The sequence below is a fragment of the Egicoccus sp. AB-alg2 genome, assembly GCF_041821065.1.
Classification (GTDB): domain Bacteria; phylum Actinomycetota; class Nitriliruptoria; order Nitriliruptorales; family Nitriliruptoraceae; genus Egicoccus.
Genome location: NZ_JBGUAX010000001.1, coordinates 451,544 through 467,628, shown reverse-complemented (window position 1 = coordinate 467,628; position 16,085 = coordinate 451,544). Strand labels below are relative to the sequence as shown.

General features: G+C 72.2%; 13 protein-coding genes and 1 tRNA gene. 10 read left to right on the top strand and 4 right to left on the bottom strand.

Annotation, left to right across the window (positions count from 1 at the left end):
• Positions 1 to 14 precede the first annotated feature (14 nt).
• Both ACERM0_RS02195 and ACERM0_RS02190 read left to right on the top strand, forming a co-directional pair.
• Positions 15 to 1,241, top strand: a complete 1,227-nt coding sequence (locus ACERM0_RS02195) for a M23 family metallopeptidase (protein ID WP_373676857.1) — start codon at positions 15 to 17, stop codon at positions 1,239 to 1,241.
• Between the two features lie 66 nt (positions 1,242 to 1,307).
• Positions 1,308 to 2,027: an anti-sigma factor domain-containing protein gene (locus tag ACERM0_RS02190; protein ID WP_373676856.1), complete on the top strand. Its 720-nt coding sequence runs from the start codon at positions 1,308 to 1,310 to the stop codon at positions 2,025 to 2,027.
• A gap of 2 nt (positions 2,028 to 2,029) precedes the next feature.
• On the opposite strand, the gene ACERM0_RS02185 is transcribed toward ACERM0_RS02190, so the two are convergent.
• The gene (locus ACERM0_RS02185; RefSeq protein ID WP_373676855.1) at positions 2,030 to 2,701 is read right to left on the bottom strand and encodes a PhoU domain-containing protein; all 672 of its coding nucleotides are present in this window, start codon (positions 2,699 to 2,701) and stop codon (positions 2,030 to 2,032) included.
• Positions 2,702 to 2,716: 15 nt separating this feature from the next.
• A complete protein-coding gene (locus ACERM0_RS02180) occupies positions 2,717 to 3,862 on the bottom strand; it encodes a Na/Pi symporter (protein WP_373676854.1) in 1,146 nt (381 codons plus the stop codon).
• 464 nt (positions 3,863 to 4,326) lie between these two features.
• Between ACERM0_RS02180 and ACERM0_RS02175 the strand changes: the two genes are divergently transcribed.
• From ACERM0_RS02175 to ACERM0_RS02160, 4 genes are all read left to right on the top strand, one after another.
• Positions 4,327 to 5,001, top strand: a complete 675-nt coding sequence (locus tag ACERM0_RS02175) for a response regulator transcription factor (protein ID WP_373676853.1) — start codon at positions 4,327 to 4,329, stop codon at positions 4,999 to 5,001.
• The gene (locus ACERM0_RS02170; RefSeq protein ID WP_373676852.1) at positions 5,001 to 6,263 is read left to right on the top strand and encodes an ATP-binding protein; all 1,263 of its coding nucleotides are present in this window, start codon (positions 5,001 to 5,003) and stop codon (positions 6,261 to 6,263) included. The genes ACERM0_RS02175 and ACERM0_RS02170 overlap by 1 nt, the downstream gene beginning before the upstream one ends.
• Before the next feature lie 34 nt (positions 6,264 to 6,297).
• Positions 6,298 to 6,369: transfer RNA gene (locus ACERM0_RS02165), tRNA-Val, on the top strand.
• A 191-nt stretch (positions 6,370 to 6,560) separates the two neighbouring features.
• Entirely contained in the window at positions 6,561 to 7,646 is a 1,086-nt protein-coding gene (locus tag ACERM0_RS02160; RefSeq protein WP_373676851.1) for a TerC family protein, read from the top strand.
• 31 nt (positions 7,647 to 7,677) lie between these two features.
• Here ACERM0_RS02160 and ACERM0_RS02155 read toward each other — a convergent pair whose 3' ends face one another.
• Together ACERM0_RS02155 and ACERM0_RS02150 are read right to left on the bottom strand one after the other, a co-directional pair.
• Entirely contained in the window at positions 7,678 to 9,888 is a 2,211-nt protein-coding gene (locus ACERM0_RS02155) for a transglycosylase domain-containing protein (RefSeq protein WP_373676850.1), read from the bottom strand.
• A gap of 177 nt (positions 9,889 to 10,065) precedes the next feature.
• Positions 10,066 to 10,437 (bottom strand): hypothetical protein, encoded by a 372-nt coding sequence (locus tag ACERM0_RS02150; RefSeq protein WP_373676849.1) that lies wholly within the window; start codon positions 10,435 to 10,437, stop codon positions 10,066 to 10,068.
• Between the two features lie 366 nt (positions 10,438 to 10,803).
• On the opposite strand from ACERM0_RS02150, the gene thrS reads away from it, so the two are divergent.
• The 4 genes from thrS to ACERM0_RS02130 all read left to right on the top strand — a co-directional run bounded on the left by thrS (position 10,804) and on the right by ACERM0_RS02130 (position 16,038).
• On the top strand, positions 10,804 to 12,828 hold the full coding sequence (thrS, locus tag ACERM0_RS02145; protein ID WP_373676847.1) for a threonine--tRNA ligase: 2,025 nt from the start codon (positions 10,804 to 10,806) through the stop codon (positions 12,826 to 12,828).
• Entirely contained in the window at positions 12,825 to 13,604 is a 780-nt protein-coding gene (locus ACERM0_RS02140) for a class I SAM-dependent methyltransferase (RefSeq protein WP_373676846.1), read from the top strand. Before thrS ends, ACERM0_RS02140 begins: the two co-directional genes overlap by 4 nt.
• On the top strand, positions 13,594 to 14,355 hold the full coding sequence (locus tag ACERM0_RS02135) for a GNAT family N-acetyltransferase (protein ID WP_373676845.1): 762 nt from the start codon (positions 13,594 to 13,596) through the stop codon (positions 14,353 to 14,355). The genes ACERM0_RS02140 and ACERM0_RS02135 overlap by 11 nt, the downstream gene beginning before the upstream one ends.
• A 117-nt stretch (positions 14,356 to 14,472) precedes the next feature.
• A complete protein-coding gene (locus tag ACERM0_RS02130) occupies positions 14,473 to 16,038 on the top strand; it encodes an HNH endonuclease signature motif containing protein (RefSeq protein WP_373676844.1) in 1,566 nt (521 codons plus the stop codon).
• The last annotated feature ends 47 nt before the right edge of the window (positions 16,039 to 16,085 follow it).

Below are 16,085 nucleotides of genomic sequence, written 5' to 3'. Positions count from 1 at the left end.
CTCCGGAGGAAATGTTGCGTTCTCGGATCGTGCGCGTCGTGGCCCTGGCCGCGGCGATCGTGCTGACGGCAGGACTGCTGCCGACCGTCGCGGGCGCCCAGCAGGCCGAGCAGCGCCAGCTCGCCGAGGCGCAGTCGCGCCTGGACGCGCTGGGGCGCGAGATCCGCCAGGCCGAGGCCCGCGCGGAAGACGCCGACGAGGCCCTCGCCGACGCCGACGAGCGGCTCGCCGAGGTCGAGGCGGTCGTCAACGAGGTCGCTGCCGCGGTCGAGCGCCAGCGCGGCGCCGTGCGTGAGGCCGAGCAGCGCCTCGCCGAGGTCGAGGCCGAGGCGGCCGCGGTGGCGGAGGCCTTCGCCGATCGCGCGGCCCGCATGTTCAAGGAGGGCCCCAGCGTCCCGTTCCAGCTGCTCCTGGACTCGGACGGGGCCGAGGACGCGATGACGCGCACGTCGTACCTGCGGGTGATCACGCAGGCCGACCGGGTCACGATCGAGAGTCTGGAGGCCGCCGAGGTGGCGGTCGAGGCCGAGCGCGAACGGCTCCGGGCCGAGCAGGACCGGCTCGAGGCCATGCTCGCCGAGCAGGAGGAACTGCTCGCCGAGGTCGAGGAATTGCGCCAGACGCGCGCCCTGGCCGCCGCGGCCGCCCGCGACGACCTCGAACGTCTGGAGTCCGAGCAGGACGACCTGGAAGCCGAGTCGTCCCAGCTCGAGGACCTCATCCGCGAGAAGCAGGCCGCCCGCCGGGCGGCGGAGCGGGCCGCCGCCCGCGAGGCCGAACAGCAGCGCGCTGCCAGCTCCGGCGGCGGCGGTGGCGGCGGTGGTGGCGGTGGCGGCAGCGCCAACGTGTCGGCGCCATCGTCGTCCGGTTTCGCCTGGCCCCTGTGCGCGCCGGTCACCTCCGAGTACGGCCCCCGCTGGGGACGCATGCACCGCGGTATCGACCAGGGGGCGCCGACGGGCACCCCCATCGGCGCCAGCAAGGCCGGCACGGTGATCTTCGCCGGCTGGCAGGGCGGCTACGGCAACCTCGTCCTGATCGACCACCACGACGGTGTGGTGACCGCCTACGCGCACCAGAGCTCCATGTCGGTCGGCAGCGGCCAGTCCGTCTCGCAGGGCCAGACCATCGGCTACGTCGGCAACACCGGCAACTCCACCGGACCCCACCTGCACTTCGAGACCCGCGTCAACGGCTCGGCCGTCAACCCCCGGCAGTACCTGTCCGGCAGCCCCTGCTGAACCCGATGCGTGCGGCCGGGACCATCCGGCTGTCCCGTGACGTCGGCAGGGCGTACGCTCCGGCTCATGCGGGGTGAGCACGAGCGATACGAGCAGCTGGCCGTCGGGCACGTCCTCGGCGGTCTGGACGCGGGCGAGGCCGCCGACTTCCGCACGCACCTGCTCGGCTGCCGCGACTGTCGGCTCCGTGTCGCCGAACTGCGCGACCTGGCCGCGGACCTCGCCGCCGCGGAGCGCGACGAGCGCGCGCGTTCCCAGGTGCAGACCGAGGTGGCGCGTCGCCACGACACACACGAGCCACCGCCGACGGGTGGCCGCATCGGCGTACGGCACGTGACGATCGCGTCCATCGTCGTGATCCTGCTGGCCAGCGCGATGGCGTTCTGGAACCTGCACCTGCGCACGGCCGCCGCGAGCTACTCACAGGCGGCCGGCTACCGGGGCGAGACGCTGCGGCAGCTGTCCAGCGGTCTCCCGGTCGTGGCCGAGGCTGCGGAGGGCGTCAGCGCGTTCGTCGTCATCGACGGCGACGAGGTCGCCTTCACGGTCAGCGGTCTGCCGGAGCTGGCTGCCGGCGAGCGTCTGGAGGTGTGGCTCCTCGACGAGGAGCGGGCCATCCGGGCGGGACCCCCGGTCGCGGCGGCGTCGGTCGCCGACGGTGCCCTGGCAGGGCACGTCGACGACCGTGACGCCGACCTGTTGGTGATCACCCGCGAGCGTGGCCCGCTGAATCCCGAGCCGGGCGGCACCGAACTGGTACGGGTTGAGTTGGGCGCGCCCGCCTGAGGTCAGTTGCGGTCCTCGGGGTCCTCGTCGAAGTAGTCGAGCCGGTCGATCGGCACGACCACGGCGGACAGCACGTTCATGAGGTGGGCGACGATCCGCTTGAGGTAGCGGAACAGCAGCGCGCGGGCCACGGCGTTGGGACTCTGGTCGTCGCCGCGCACCAGCGCCGACACCCGCCCGTCGAAGTCGTCGAGCAGCTGGTCACCACGCATCAGCACGTCGCGCGCCCGCTCCGGGTCGCGGGCGCCGAACACGTCGCCGGCGTCCGAGATCAGCCCCGACACCTCGAATCGGATCTCGTTGAGCTGCTCGACGTCCGGTGACGCGTCCAGTCGGGCGCCGTCGGCAGCGAGGTCGTAGAGGTTCTTCGAGTAGTCGCCGATCCGCTCCACGTCCTTCACGATCGACATGTAGATGAGGATCGCCGGGGTGTCGATGCCGCCGTGCACGCTGGCGTGGACCACCAGCTCGCGGCGGATCTCGCGCTCGGCCTCGTTGACCCGGTGGTCCGTGGCCCGCAGCTCGGCGCCGACGCTGTGGGGGGCGGCGCCGCCGAGCAGCGTCGACATCGCCAGATCGAACGCGTGGCGGTCGTCGGCGAACATCCGCTGCAGCGTCGCCTCGATCCGGTCGAGCCGATCGCTGCCGTCGTCACGCAGGAACCCGAACGGCATGGTTGACCCCTTTGGTCACGGGATGAGGAAGACGCCCAGGAGCGGTACGACCAGGAAGAGTCCCAGGACGTAGCCGAACACGACGGATCTCCGCCGCACGGCGAGTCCGGCCAACCCCTCGGCGAGGCGGACGGGCAGCAGCCGCAGGCGCGGCACGGGATAGAGCACCGCCAGTGCGATCACGTTGAACAGCGTGTGGACGAGGGCGATGGTCAGCCCCTCGGGCCGCAGAACGGCCAGCGACGCGAGCAGTGCCGTGATGGTGGTGCCGACGTTGGCGCCCAGGGTGATGGGGTAGGCGTTGGGCAACGTCAGGATGCCCGCCGCCACCAGCGGCACCAGGATCGAGGTGGTGATGGTCGAGGACTGGACGGACACCGTCACGGCGATGCCGACCAGGATGCCCATGGCGCCACCCCCGCGCCCGACGAGCTTGTTCATGGCGCGCTCCACGCCGCCGGCCACCAGCTCGCGCATGTTGCGCGTGATGAGCCCCAGCGCCAGGAAGATCAGCCCCAGGCCGAGTGCGAGGAAGACCACGCCGGCGAACCGGCCGCCGAACGGATCACCGTCGAAGAAGGCTTCGACCAACCCGATCGGCGCCTTCACCGCCGTGCGGATCGGGCTGGTGCCGACCTCGGAGACCTCGGCCCCGCGCAGGCGCTCGGTCAGCGCCTCGGCGATGTTGGCGAGGAAGCCGGTCATCAACTCGATCGGCAGCAGGACGGCCACCGCGAGCACGTTGAAGAAGTCGTGCATCGTCGCGCCGGCGAAGCCGCGACGGAACTCGTCGGAGCGACGGATGTTGCCCAGGGAGGCGAGCGTGTTGGTGACCGTCGTGCCGATGTTGGCGCCCATGATCATCGGCACGGCCAGCGGCACCGACAGCGTGCCGGCCCCGACCAGCCCCACGATGGCCGACGTCGACACCGACGACGACTGCACCAGCACGGTGAACAGGATGCCGGCGAACAACCCGGAGATCGGGTTGGCGACGTTGGTCAGCAGTCCTTCCTCGAACCCCTCGCCCAGGGCCGCGATCCCGGTCTCCAGCAACCCGACGCCCACGAGGAAGGCGTACAGCAGGACCAGGACGAGGAGCGCACGCAGCGGCGTCGGCAGTTCGCGACGGGCGGCGGCGCGGGCAGACGACTCGACCACGACGGGTGGGCCTCGCGCTCGCGAAGACGTGGGGGCGCGCGGAGCCTAGCGAGGGTTGAACGTCCCGTGACGCGACGGTGGACGACCGGTCGACGGGGGAGGACGACGACGAGGGGCGCGGCCGGTGGCCGCGCCCCTCGCGTTGTGACTGCTGGTGGAACCTCTGGCACCGCTCCGCAGGTGGCGGACCACCCCCGGAACGTCAGGCGGGACGAATTCCCGACCGGCGCGCAGTGGCGGTGCATCGGTTGGATTCCGCCGGGCATACCAGCGACGGCCTAGCGGCCGTGCACCTCCAGGGTCCCGTGATGACTGCTATCCAATACGGACCACCTCCCTTCTCTGGTGGCACCACTGTGCCATACCCGTCAAGTAGGTGCCGCCGGCCGGTCGACCCCGAGGATCCGCCGGCATCCGCGCCGAAAAGGCGATGGACGCGGCTCGGGCACCTACGATGCGGCACCATGAGCTCAGCACCCCGCATCCTCCTGGTCGAAGACGACACCACCCTGCGCGAATCGGTCGCGGTGGCCCTCCGTGGCGAGGGCTACGAAGTCGTCACCTCGGCCGACGGCACGGACGGCACCGACCAGGTCGATGCCTTCCGCCCGGACCTGGCGATCCTGGACGTGCGCCTGCCCGACGGACCCGACGGGTTCGACCTGGCCCGCACCATCCGGGCGCGCGGCGACGTCCCGATCATCTTCGTCACCGCCCTCGGCGACCTCGACGACCGCCTGGCGGGCTTCGAGGCGGGTGGCGACGACTACGTGACCAAACCCTTCTCCACGGTCGAGCTGCTGGCGCGCGTACAGGCCCTGCTGCGCCGCGCCGGGCGGCTGGAGTCGCAGGCCTGGCAGGTCGACGACCTGGTCGTGGACGAGGCCGCCCGGACGGCCGTCCGCGGCGGCACGCCGCTCGAGCTCACCCGCACGGAGTTCGACCTGCTGATCACCCTCGGGCGCAACATCGGCACCGTGGTGTCGAAGAGCCGGCTGCTGGCGCTGGTGTGGGGCTTCGAGAGCTACGACGAGAACCTGGTCGAGGTCCACATCAGTGCCCTGCGACGCAAGCTCGAGGCGCAGGGCGACCGCCTCATCCACACCGTCCGCGGCGTCGGCTACGTCCTGCGCGGCTGATGCTGTTCCGCTCGCTGCGGTACCGCCTGGTCCTGTTCACGCTCGCGGTCGTCGCGATGGTCGTGCTGGCCAGCGACCTCGCCGCGACGTGGACGCTGCGCGAGGAGATCGAAGGCCAGCGGGAACGGTCCCTGGCCGCCCGCGTGGCGCTGGTCGAGGAGCTCGGCGACCTGCCGCCCGAGGCGCTGTACGAGGTGCTGGAACGCCGCGACGTCCCGGCGATCGTGATCACGCCGGACGGCGACGAACTGGTGAGCCGCGCCGACGTGGACCCGGACCGCTCGCTGGCACAGGAGGTCGTGCGCGACGACGGCTCCCGCGTGCTCGTGCTGGTGAGTGGCACCGGCGGCGACGCGGTGATGCAGCGGGTCCGGGTCGCCATCGTGGCCGGTTCGCTCGTGGCCGTCCTCGTGGCCGTCGTCCTGCTGGGCAGTTTCTCGCACCGGGTGCTGCGGCCGCTGGACGACATGGTGGAGACGGCGCGCGCCATCGCCCGGGGCTCCACCGGCGCGCGGCTGGGACCGGCCGACACCCGCACGGAGATCGGGCGGTTGGCGACCGCGTTCGACGAGATGCTCGACGCACAGGAGCAGGCACTGCAGGCCGCCCGCGAGGCCGAGCGGCGATCGAGACGGTTCCTCGCCGACGCCGCCCATCAACTGCGAACGCCCGTGGCCGGCCTGCGGGCGGCCAGCGAGGCGCTGCTGCGCAGCCCCGACCCGGCGCAGCAGGATCGCCTGGTCGGCAACCTCGCCCGCGAGTCGGTGCGCACGGGACGGCTGCTGGACTCGCTGCTGCGGGTCGCGCAACTCGACCGCGGCGACGAGCCGACGCGGCACCCGACCGACCTGGTGCCGCTGCTCGGCGAGGAGATCGAGCGGCAGCAGGCCCTTGCCCCGTCGCTGCGCATGACGCTGCAGGCGCCGGCGCGCCTGGTCGTGGACGTCGACGGTGACGGCCTGCGCGAGGCGGTGGCCAACCTGCTGGACAACGGCAGGCGGCACGCCGACGAGGCCATCGAGGTGGACCTCGCCGCACTGGACGACGGCGCACGGATCCGCATCCGCGACGACGGGCCGGGCCTGGCCCCCGGAACCGAAGAGGCCGTGTTCGACCGCTTCGTGTCGCTGGACGACCGTGGTGGTTCCGGCCTCGGGCTCGCGATCGCCCGTGGGGTCGCCCGGGCCCACGGCGGGGACGTGGTGTGGCGCGACGGCGCCTTCGAGGTGACCGTGCGCGCCGGGCCGGCCGGGTTGGCCTGAGCGGCCCGGCGGCGGTACGGTGCGCGCCGCCCAGGGGCACGTAGCTCAGTGGGAGAGCGCTGCCTTCACACGGCAGAGGTCAGAGGTTCGATACCTCTCGTGCCCACCCCGACGAACCCCCGCCTGACCTGCGACGACGCAGCTCGGCGGGGTTTCGTGGTGTCGGGCCGGTCCTGGCCGGCCGGGTGAGGAGCATGACCGTTCGGCGACGGCGGGCGTGACCTCGGGGCCGGCCGCGAGCGTCACGCTGCCGATTGCGCCGGCCCGTCGGGGGCTGGCCCCACCGGTGGACCGATCATGGCGCTGCACGCGCTGGTCTCGACGGCGGCCGAGACCGCCGGACCCGGCCGCTTCGTGTCGATCGACGTGCCGGTCTGGGCCTGGCTGGCGCTGGTCGCCGTCATCGTCGCGCTGCTGTTGGCCGATCTGCTGCTCGTCCACCGCGTCCCGCACGAGATCCCGCTGCGCGAGGCGTTCGTGGAGAGCGGGGTGTGGATCGCGATCGGCCTCGTGTTCGGGCTCGTCGTCGCCCGGGCGGTCGGCTGGCAGGCCGCCGGCGAGTACTTCGGCGGCTACCTGATCGAGAAGAGCCTCTCGATCGACAACGTCTTCGTGTGGGCGGTGATCTTCTCGTTCTTCGCCGTCCCCAACCGCTACCAGTTCCGGGTGCTGTTCTGGGGTGTGTTCGGGGCGCTGGTGCTGCGGGCGGTGTTCATCTTCGCCGGCGTCGCACTGCTCGACCGGTTCGACTGGCTGCTGTACGTCTTCGGCGCGCTCCTGATCTACACCGCCTACCGGATGCTGCGGGCCGCCGGCAAGGAGGTCGATCCGGATCGCAACCCGGCGCTTCGTGCCGTCCGTCGCTTCCTGCCCGTCTCGAAGGAACTCGACGGCCAGAAGCTCTTCACACGCCGCGACGGCGTTCTGATGGCGACACCACTCTTCGCCGTCCTGGTGCTGATCGAGTTCACCGACGTCGTCTTCGCGGTCGATTCCGTTCCGGCGATCCTGGCCGTCAGCCGGGAGCCGTTCATCGTGTTCTCGGCCAACGCCTTCGCCATCCTGGGACTTCGCGCGCTCTACTTCGCGCTCGCCGGGATGCATGGGCGGTTCCGCTACCTCGACCGCGGCCTCGCGGCGATCCTCACGTTCGTCGGCGTCAAGATGCTGCTCGTGGAGGTCTACCACGTGCCGATCTACGTCAGCCTCGGGGTCATCGCCGCGATCCTCGGCGTCGCCATCGTCACTTCCTTGCGCGCCGAGGAACTCGAGCACGAGGAACCGCAGCTGCTCTCGACCGCGTTCATCGGTCGGCCGAAGCGCCAGCCAGCGGCGGGGGAGCGGCGTCGCCCTGACCGCGACGACGACGCCCGTACCCGCTGAGGGCGGCCGGCGACCTCGCGGATCGGGCCGGTCAGGCGTTCGCGTCCTCGCCGTCGTCCTCGGTGTCGTCGTCTCCGCCCCCGGCCGCGTCGGTGTTCGCGTCCTCGCCGTCGTCGTCGCCGTTGCCGTTCCCGCCGCCGTTGCCGTTGCCGTTGCCGTTCCCGCCGCCGTCGCCGTTGCCGTCGCCGTTCCCGTTGCCGTTGCCGTCGCCCTCACCGGGGTCCGGTTCCTCCGGCTCCTCGGTCTCCTCGGGCTCGTCCGGCTCCTCGGTCTCCTCCGGTTCGGGCTCGTCCGGTTCCTCCGTCTCCTCCGGCTCCGGCTCCTCGGTCTCCTCGGGCTCCGGCGCGGGTTCCGGCTCGGGCTCGGGTTCCGGCTCGGGCGGCGGCGGCAGGTTCTCCTCCTCGACGGGCCGCCACGCCTGCAGCCCCGAGGTGTCCGGGGCCGGGAACTCCTCGACGTCGAACGGTTCGACGTAGGCCCCCATGTAGGCGCCCCAGGAGATCGCCGGCAGGGACCCGCCCGTGACGCCCTCCATCGGCGAGTTGTCCTCGTTGCCGACCCAGACCACCGTGGCGTGCTGTGGGGTGTAGCCGGCGAACCAGGCGTCGACGTTGTCGTTGGTCGTGCCCGTCTTGCCCGCGACCGGACGCCCGATCGCCGCGGCCGTGCCGGTGCCCCGGATCACGACGTCCTGCAGCACGTCCGACACCACCGCCGTCTCCTCGGGCGCCAACACCTCCTCGGTCTCGGGCTCGTGCTCGTAGAGGATCTCGCCGTCGTGGCTCTCGATCCGTTCGACCACGTAGGGACGGGCCCGGACGCCGTCGTTCGCCAGCGTCGCATACGCCGCCGCCACCCGCAGCGGCGAGACGCCGATGCTGCCGAGCGTCAGGCTCGGGAACGCAGGCAGGTCCTGGTCGATGCCCAGGTCCTCGGCGCGCTCGGCCACCGCCTCGTACCCGAGCTCCTCGGCGATGCGGACGTAGGCGGTGTTGATGGACTCCACGGTGGCCTGTCGCAGGTCGACCTCGCCGTGCCCGTGCCCGCTGTAATTGCCGATCGTGGCATCGTCCTGAGAGCCGTCCTGCTCGACGACCAACTCCTCGGGGGCGTCGATCCGGGTCTGGTCCGGGTCATAGCCCTGCGCCACCAGCTCCGCGAGGGTGAAGGTCTTGAACGCCGAGCCGATCGACCGCTCACCATGCAGCGCGACGTTGAACTGCTGCTGCTCGTAGTCGCGGCCACCCAGCAGGGTGCGGACCGCGCCGGTCTCCGCCTCGACCGTCACGACGGCGCCCGTGTGCTCGGTGCCGTCGAGTTGGTCGTTCAGCGTCTCGTGCGCCAGATCCTGCCCGCGGCGGTCCATCGTGGTGTGGATCACGAGGCCGGCGCCGAGGTCCTGGTCCTCGCCGAGCAGTGTCGGTACGGCGTCGCGGACGGCGTCGAGGAAGTAGGCGTGCGGCCCGAACTCGAACAGCGGCTCGGTGCGCAACTCGGGCAGCTCGGAGCCGATCAGTTCGTCGGCCTTCTCCTCCGGCACGGCCCCGGTCTGCACCATGCCGTCGAGGACGAAGTCGCGGCGGGCCGCCGCACCGTCGGGGTTGTCGGCCGGGTCGTACGCCGTGGGTGCCGCGATCATCCCGGCCAGCACCGCTGCCTGTTCGACGTCCAGCTCGGACGCTGGGACGGCGAAGTAGGTCTGCGCGGCTGCCTCGATCCCGTACGCGGTCCGACCGAACGGCACCGCGTTCAGGTACATCTCGAGGATGTCGTCCTTCGACAACTCACGCTCCAGTCGGGTCGCCACGGCGACCTCGCGGAACTTGCCGGTGTAGCTGTCGTCGATGTCCGCGACGGCCATGGCGACGTACTGCTGCGTGATCGTCGAGGCGCCCTGCTGGCGCTCGCCCTCCGTCAGGTTGACCCACAAGGCGCGCAGGATCCCGCGGGTGGAGAAGCCCTGGTGTTCGTAGAAGCCGCGGTCCTCGGCAGCGAGGATCGCCGCCGGCACGTGGTCGGGCAGGTCGTCCAGGGCCACGTTCGCGCGTACGGCCGCCGGCTCCAGCGTCTGGATCAGCTCGCCGTCCTGGTCCAGGACCACCGTCGGATCCGGGATCTGCAGTTCCTCGGCCGCCGGGATGGCGGTGGTGCTGTGGATGCGCCAGAACGCCAGCGCCACGCCGGCAGCGGCGATGACGGCCAGCACTCCGATCACGGCACCGGCGCGCAGGGCGTGCTTCACCCACGCGCGTCCATTCGACGACGCCGACGACGCCTGCTCCTGCTCCTCTGACACAGGTGTCCCTCGCTGACGACGTCCCGGTCGCGCGTCAGGGTGCGGCGCCGCGCCGCGAACAGGGCCCGCGACCCCGGCCGAAGGGACGCTCGATGTCGGCGTCGGCGACCGGTCGGGCGGGGACTACCGCAGCCGCGAGCGCAGCCAACCGCCGAACACGGCGCCCGACGCCGCCATGGCGACCACCAGTCGGCCCATGTGGTCGGTCCGGCCGGCGAGCAGTGTGGCCGCACCGTCGGCGAGGTCGGCGACGATCCCGGCCTCGATCCAGCGGTGCAGGTCCGCGTCGTCCTGTCGGTCGTCGATGGCCGCCAACATGCCGACCCCCAGCGCGACGTCCCTGGCGCCCAGGCCGCGGACCGCGGCCGCCGCCCCCGGCCGGTCGGCGTCGTCGCCGATCCACCCCCGGGCCACGCGCCGAGGGGCGAGGAAAAGCGCCAGCCCCAACCCGATCCGGGTCGCGGCGAGGCAGCGGGTGGCGAGGCGGACGTCCATCTCGACTCCGGAGCGGTTCGTCGGCGGGGACGGCGACCCTACGTGGGGAGCGGCGAGCACCGCCACCGGCGCGCGGGGACCAGCGGCCGCTGCCACCGGCGCCTCGGGGACGGCCTGGCGCACGGGGTTGCCTCGGCCGTCTCCGGGTGGCACCGTGACGAGCATGTCGACCACGTCGCACGTCGCGCCTGCCCCCCGCCACCGGGGTCCGGCGGCGTGCACGCGAACGCTCCGCGCCGGGCGGCCCTCGACGGCCTGACACGCCGCCGCCCGGCGAGCTCGTGCCCCGCATCCCCGCCAGCCTCGGCGGGCCGGGGACCGTCCGGCCACCCGAGTACGCTCCGCGCGAGCACAGGAGACTTCGCAGTGAGTTCGACCATCACCGTGCGCCACGGCGACGCGACCGCCGAGCTGAACGCCGGCGCCACCGCCATCCAGGCCCTGAAGGCCCTCGAGGCCGTCCGCGGGCAGATCGTCGCCGCCCGCGTGGACGGCCAGCCGTGGGACCTCGACCGCGAGGTGCCCGACGACGCCGAGGTCGAGGCCATCGCCGCCGACACCGAGGAGGGGCGTGCCATCCTGCGCCACTCCACCGCCCACGTCATGGCACAGGCCGTCACCGACCTGTTCCCGGACGCGAAGTGGGCCATCGGCCCGCCGATCGAGGACGGCTTCTACTACGACTTCGACGTCGAGCGGCCGTTCACCCCCGAGGACCTGGAGAAGATCGAGGCCCGCATGGTCGAACTGCTGCGCGAGAAGCAGCGGTTCGTCCGCGAGGAGGTCGCACGCGACGACGCGCTGACCGAGTTCGCCGACCAGCCCTACAAGACCCAGATCATCGAACTGGTCGGTGACGGCACCATCGCCTCGACCGTCGACGCCCCCGACGCGCCCGACGTCACCGACGGCGAGGTCACCTTCACCGTCTACCGCAACGTGCGGGTGGGCCGGGACGGGACCGACTCCGTCGCCTGGTCCGACCTCTGCCGTGGCCCGCACGTGCCCTCCACCGACCGCATCCCGGCGTTCAAGCTGCTGCGGACGGCCGGCGCCTACTGGCGCGGGCGTGAGGACCAGCCGATGCTGCAGCGCATCTACGGCACCGCCTGGGAGTCGCGCAAGGCGCTCGCCAAGCACCTGGAGATGCTCGAGGAGGCTCGCAAGCGCGACCACCGCAAGCTCGGTCGCGAGCTGGAGCTGGTGCACTTCCCCGACGAGCTCGGTCCCGGGCTGTCCATCTTCCTGCCCAACGGTGCGATCGTGCGCAAGCAGATGGAGGACTGGATCCGCGACGAGACCCTGAAGCGCGGCTACCTGCCCGTCTACACCCCGCACATCGCCAAGGAAGACCTGTGGCGGATCTCCGGGCACCTGGAGAACTACGGCGAGCTGATGTACCCGGGCATGGAGCTCGAGGACGCCGGCAACGCGGCCTACCGGCTCAAGCCGATGAACTGCCCGTTCCACATCCTGGCGTTCACCTCGCGGACCCGTTCGTACCGTGAGCTGCCGATCCGCATCTCCGAGCTCGGCACCGTCTACCGCTACGAGCGCTCGGGCGTGGTGAACGGGATGCTGCGGGCCCGGGGCTTCACCCAGGACGACTCGCACATCTTCTGCCGTCCCGACCAGGTCGTCGACGAGGTCGCCGGCTGCGTCGAGTTCGCCCGTGACCTGTACCGGGCCTTCGGGCTGGGCGAACCCTCCCGCGTGGCCATCTCGACCCGCCCGGAGAAGTCGATCGCCGGTCACGACGAGCAGTGGGAGGCCGCCGAGCGGGCCCTGATCGAGGCCGTCGAGCAGACCGGCATGGACTACGAGATCGACCCGGGCGAGGGCGCCTTCTACGGGCCGAAGATCGACATCCACGCCCGCGACGCGATCGGCCGCGAGTGGCAGCTGACCACGGTGCAGGTCGACTTCAACCTGCCCGAGCGCTTCGACATCACCTACGTCGGTGACGACGGCGCCAAGCACCGGCCCTACATGGTGCACCGGGCCCTGTTCGGCTCGATCGAGCGGTTCTTCTCCGTCATGGTGGAGTCGTTCAACGGCGCGTTCCCGACCTGGCTCGCACCCGTGCAGGCCACCGTCGTCCCGGTCGCCGCGGAATTCGACGGCTACGCCGACGAGGTCGCCGCAGCCCTGCGCTCACAGCACCTGCGGGTCGAGGTCGACCACTCCGACGACACCCTCGGCGCCAAGATCCGCCGCGCCCAGACCTCGAAGGTGCCCTACGCCCTGGTGGTCGGCGGCTCGGAACGCGACGCCCGCACCGTCGCGGTCCGGCCCTACCGCGGCGACCAGCGCAAGGACGTGCCGCTGGACGACTTCGTCGCCGAGGTCGCCGAGGAGGTGCGGGAGCGCCGCGTCGCGCTCGAGGCGTGACCGGCGGAACCGCCCAGCCCCTCGACCAGGCGGTCGGCTACCACGACCTGGCCGCCTGGTACGACGCGCTCTACGACGCGCGCGGCAAGGACTACGACGCCGAGGCAGCCGCGCTGCTGGCGGTCGCCCGCGAGGACGGCCGCCAGCCGCGCTCCCTCCTCGATGTCGCGTGCGGCACCGGCCGGCACCTGCAGCGGTTCGCGGCTGCCCTCGACGAGGTCGCCGGGCTCGACCGGTCGTCGGACATGCTGGCCATCGCCGGCTGCCGGCTCGACCGTGGCGTGCCGCTGGCCGAGGGCGACCTGCGCGACTTCGATCTCGGCCGGACGTTCGACATCGTGACGTGCCTGTTCTCCTCCATCGGCCACGTCGCCGACGCCGACGAACTGGATGCGGCCGTGGCCGCCATGGCGCGCCACGTCGCACCCGGCGGGACGCTGCTGGTCGAGCCGTGGCTGACGCCGGATCGGGTCTGCGACGGCGGCGTCCGCGACCTGGTGACGGCCCAGAACGACGACGGAGTCGTGGCCCGGGCGGCCAGCTCCCATCGCGAGGACGACGTCCTGGTGCTGCAGTTCGCCTGGGCCGTGGCCACGCCCGGCGGTGTTGCGACCGCCGAGGAGACCCACCGCATGCCGCTGTTCACCGCCGAGCGCTACCTCGCGGCCGTCGAGCACGCCGGTCTGGCGGGGGAGTGGCGCGACCAGGTCGACGGCCTCGGCATGGGCCGCGGTCTGCTCATCGGCCGCCACTCGGGGTCGGCGCGTGGTTCCTGAACCGGCGCGTCGGCTCTGGCGCACGCTGGCCGCCGACGACCGAGCGCTGCATCCGCACACGACCACCGTCGTGCGCGGATCGCGAGGTATCGCTCCCGCGGGATGGGTCGGAGTCGTCCGGTTCGGTGACGCCAGCCTGATCGAGGCAGGTCAAGCCGATGACGCGTCGATCGCCCGCCTGCGGGCACTCGACGATCCCAGCGACCCTGCCCAGGTCGAGGCGGCGCTGCAGCCCGACCGCACCATGGGACCGGCTCTGTTGGCCTATCTCCCCGGCCGCGCTCGGGTGCCCGACCTCGAAGACCGAAGCCACGTGGAGGAGGTCCCCGTCTCGACGCTTCGTGACTGGCTCGCCGCGCTTCCCGACGAGGACGTGGACGAGAGTTCCGTGGCGGAGATGGAGCAGGCCCTCGTGCTCCGTCGGGCAGGGATCGTGCTCGGCGCCGCCGGTCATCTCGGCTGGCCCGCCGGAATCGGCCACGTTGGTGTCCTAGTCGCCCCCGACGCCCGTGGGGCCGGCGTAGGGACGGCGGTGGCGGCGGCAGCGACCCGGCGTGTGCTGGATCAGGGCCTGACGCCACAGTGGCGAGCAGCGGCCTCGAACCTCGCCTCCAGGACGGTGGCGCGACGTCTCGGCTACCGCGAGATGGGCCGCCAATTCTGCTTCGAACTCGATGAGGCGCACGCGGGCGGCCCACCGGCCGCTGCCACACGGACGAACGTGCGGTCTGGCCGGGATCCTCGGCAGTAACGGTGCAGCGTGTCTTGGTCGTGCGGTGCTGCAGGCTGTGGAACGTTGACCGCCGAATCCACAAGGAACGGCAGATCCAGCCGCTGAATCGTCATTCCGCCGCGTACACTACCCACCATGCCCACACCCCCCGCCACCTCGCCCAGCACCTGCACCGCGGTGCCCGCGACCACGTCTCGCGCGGGGTATCGAGCAACGCTCCGGCGACACCACAGCGTCGCCCGCGAACACGCCCCGGACTACACGACCGACGCCGCTCCGGTGCCCGGCCACACCGATGGTGACGGCGGCGACCTGCGCCTGGCGATCCGGCACGCGGCCGCCGCGGTGGAGCGGGTCCGGGTGTTGGCGGCCGACCGGGCCGTGTCTGGTAACGGGGAGCTGGCCGGGCTGCTGGAACTGCTCGCCACCGCTGACACCTGTCAGGCCGCGGTGGTGGAGCTGGTCGACCGGATCGAGGCCGGCTCGCTGTCAGAGCGTCGGGCGGGGTTGCCGTTGGAGGGGCTGTTGGCGTTGCAGTCGAAGGCCACGTTCGGGGACCGGCGGTTCTTGCACACGGTCCGGGACGTGCTGGCCTGTATGCCCAACGTCAGGGCCGCGTTCCATGCGGGTGCGCTGGGGTGGGGGCAGGTCCGCGCGATCGTGTGCGAGGCCGGGCCGTTGACGGTGGCGCTGCGGGCCGAGCTCGACCAGCGGTTCGCCGATCTCGACGAGATACGGCGGCTGCAGGCCGACGAGCTGGTCGACCACGTGCGGGTCGCGGCCGGCCGGCTACGGGAAGACTTGGAGCAGGCCCGCAGTGTCCGGCGGGTCGAGCGGCGCTATCTGCACGTCCAACCCGACCTCGAAGGCGGCGTACGCGGTTTCGCGTTCCCGGCTACCGACGGTGCGCTGATCCGCGAGGCGCTCGAAGCCGCCGCCGCACCGCCCACCGGTGACCGCGACGTGACCCGCGACGCCCTCGACCCCATGCCGGACGACGCGACCGACGGCGCCGCGAGCGGAAGCGACCGCGCCGCCAGCCGTGACGGCAACGCCCCCGACGCCGCGACCGGTGACGGCGACGTGTCGGATCCGCTGGGTGAGGGGTTCGATCGGCCGCGGGGCCGGCAGTTGGCGGATGCGTTCGTCAAGCTGGCCGAGGTGTTCCTGTCCGGCCACCGGGCCGACGGCACCATGGTGCGTGCCCGCCCGTCGATGACGGTGGTCACCGACATCCACGCCCTGGTCGGCGACACCGAGCAGGCCCGGCGGGCGCGGCTGTTGTGGCGGCTGCCAGGCGCACCGCCGGCGCTGACCCCGTTGGCGTTGCGGCGGCTGGCGGATGACTGCCGGATGCAGTTCGTGCTGACCGACGGGCACGAGGTGCTGGGCATCAGCGCCCCGACCGCGTCGATCCCGGCCCGGCTGCGTCAGGCGGTGCTGGCCCGCGATCAGGGCTGCCGGTTCCCGGGCTGCCGGATGCCGGCCGCCTGGACCGACCTGCACCACGTGATCCCACGCGAACACGGCGGCCACACGGTGGTGCACAACCTGGTCGCGCTCTGCCGCCGCCACCACACCGCCGTCACCGAAGGCCGCTGGCAACTCGACATGACCGCCGACGGGACCGTCACCGTCAAACGCGGACGCCGGCGCGCGACCTCCGACCCGCCGCTACGGCGACATCCACTCACCGCCTGACCTCGCCGCTGCGGCGACATCCGCTCACCGCCTGACCGCGCACTGCG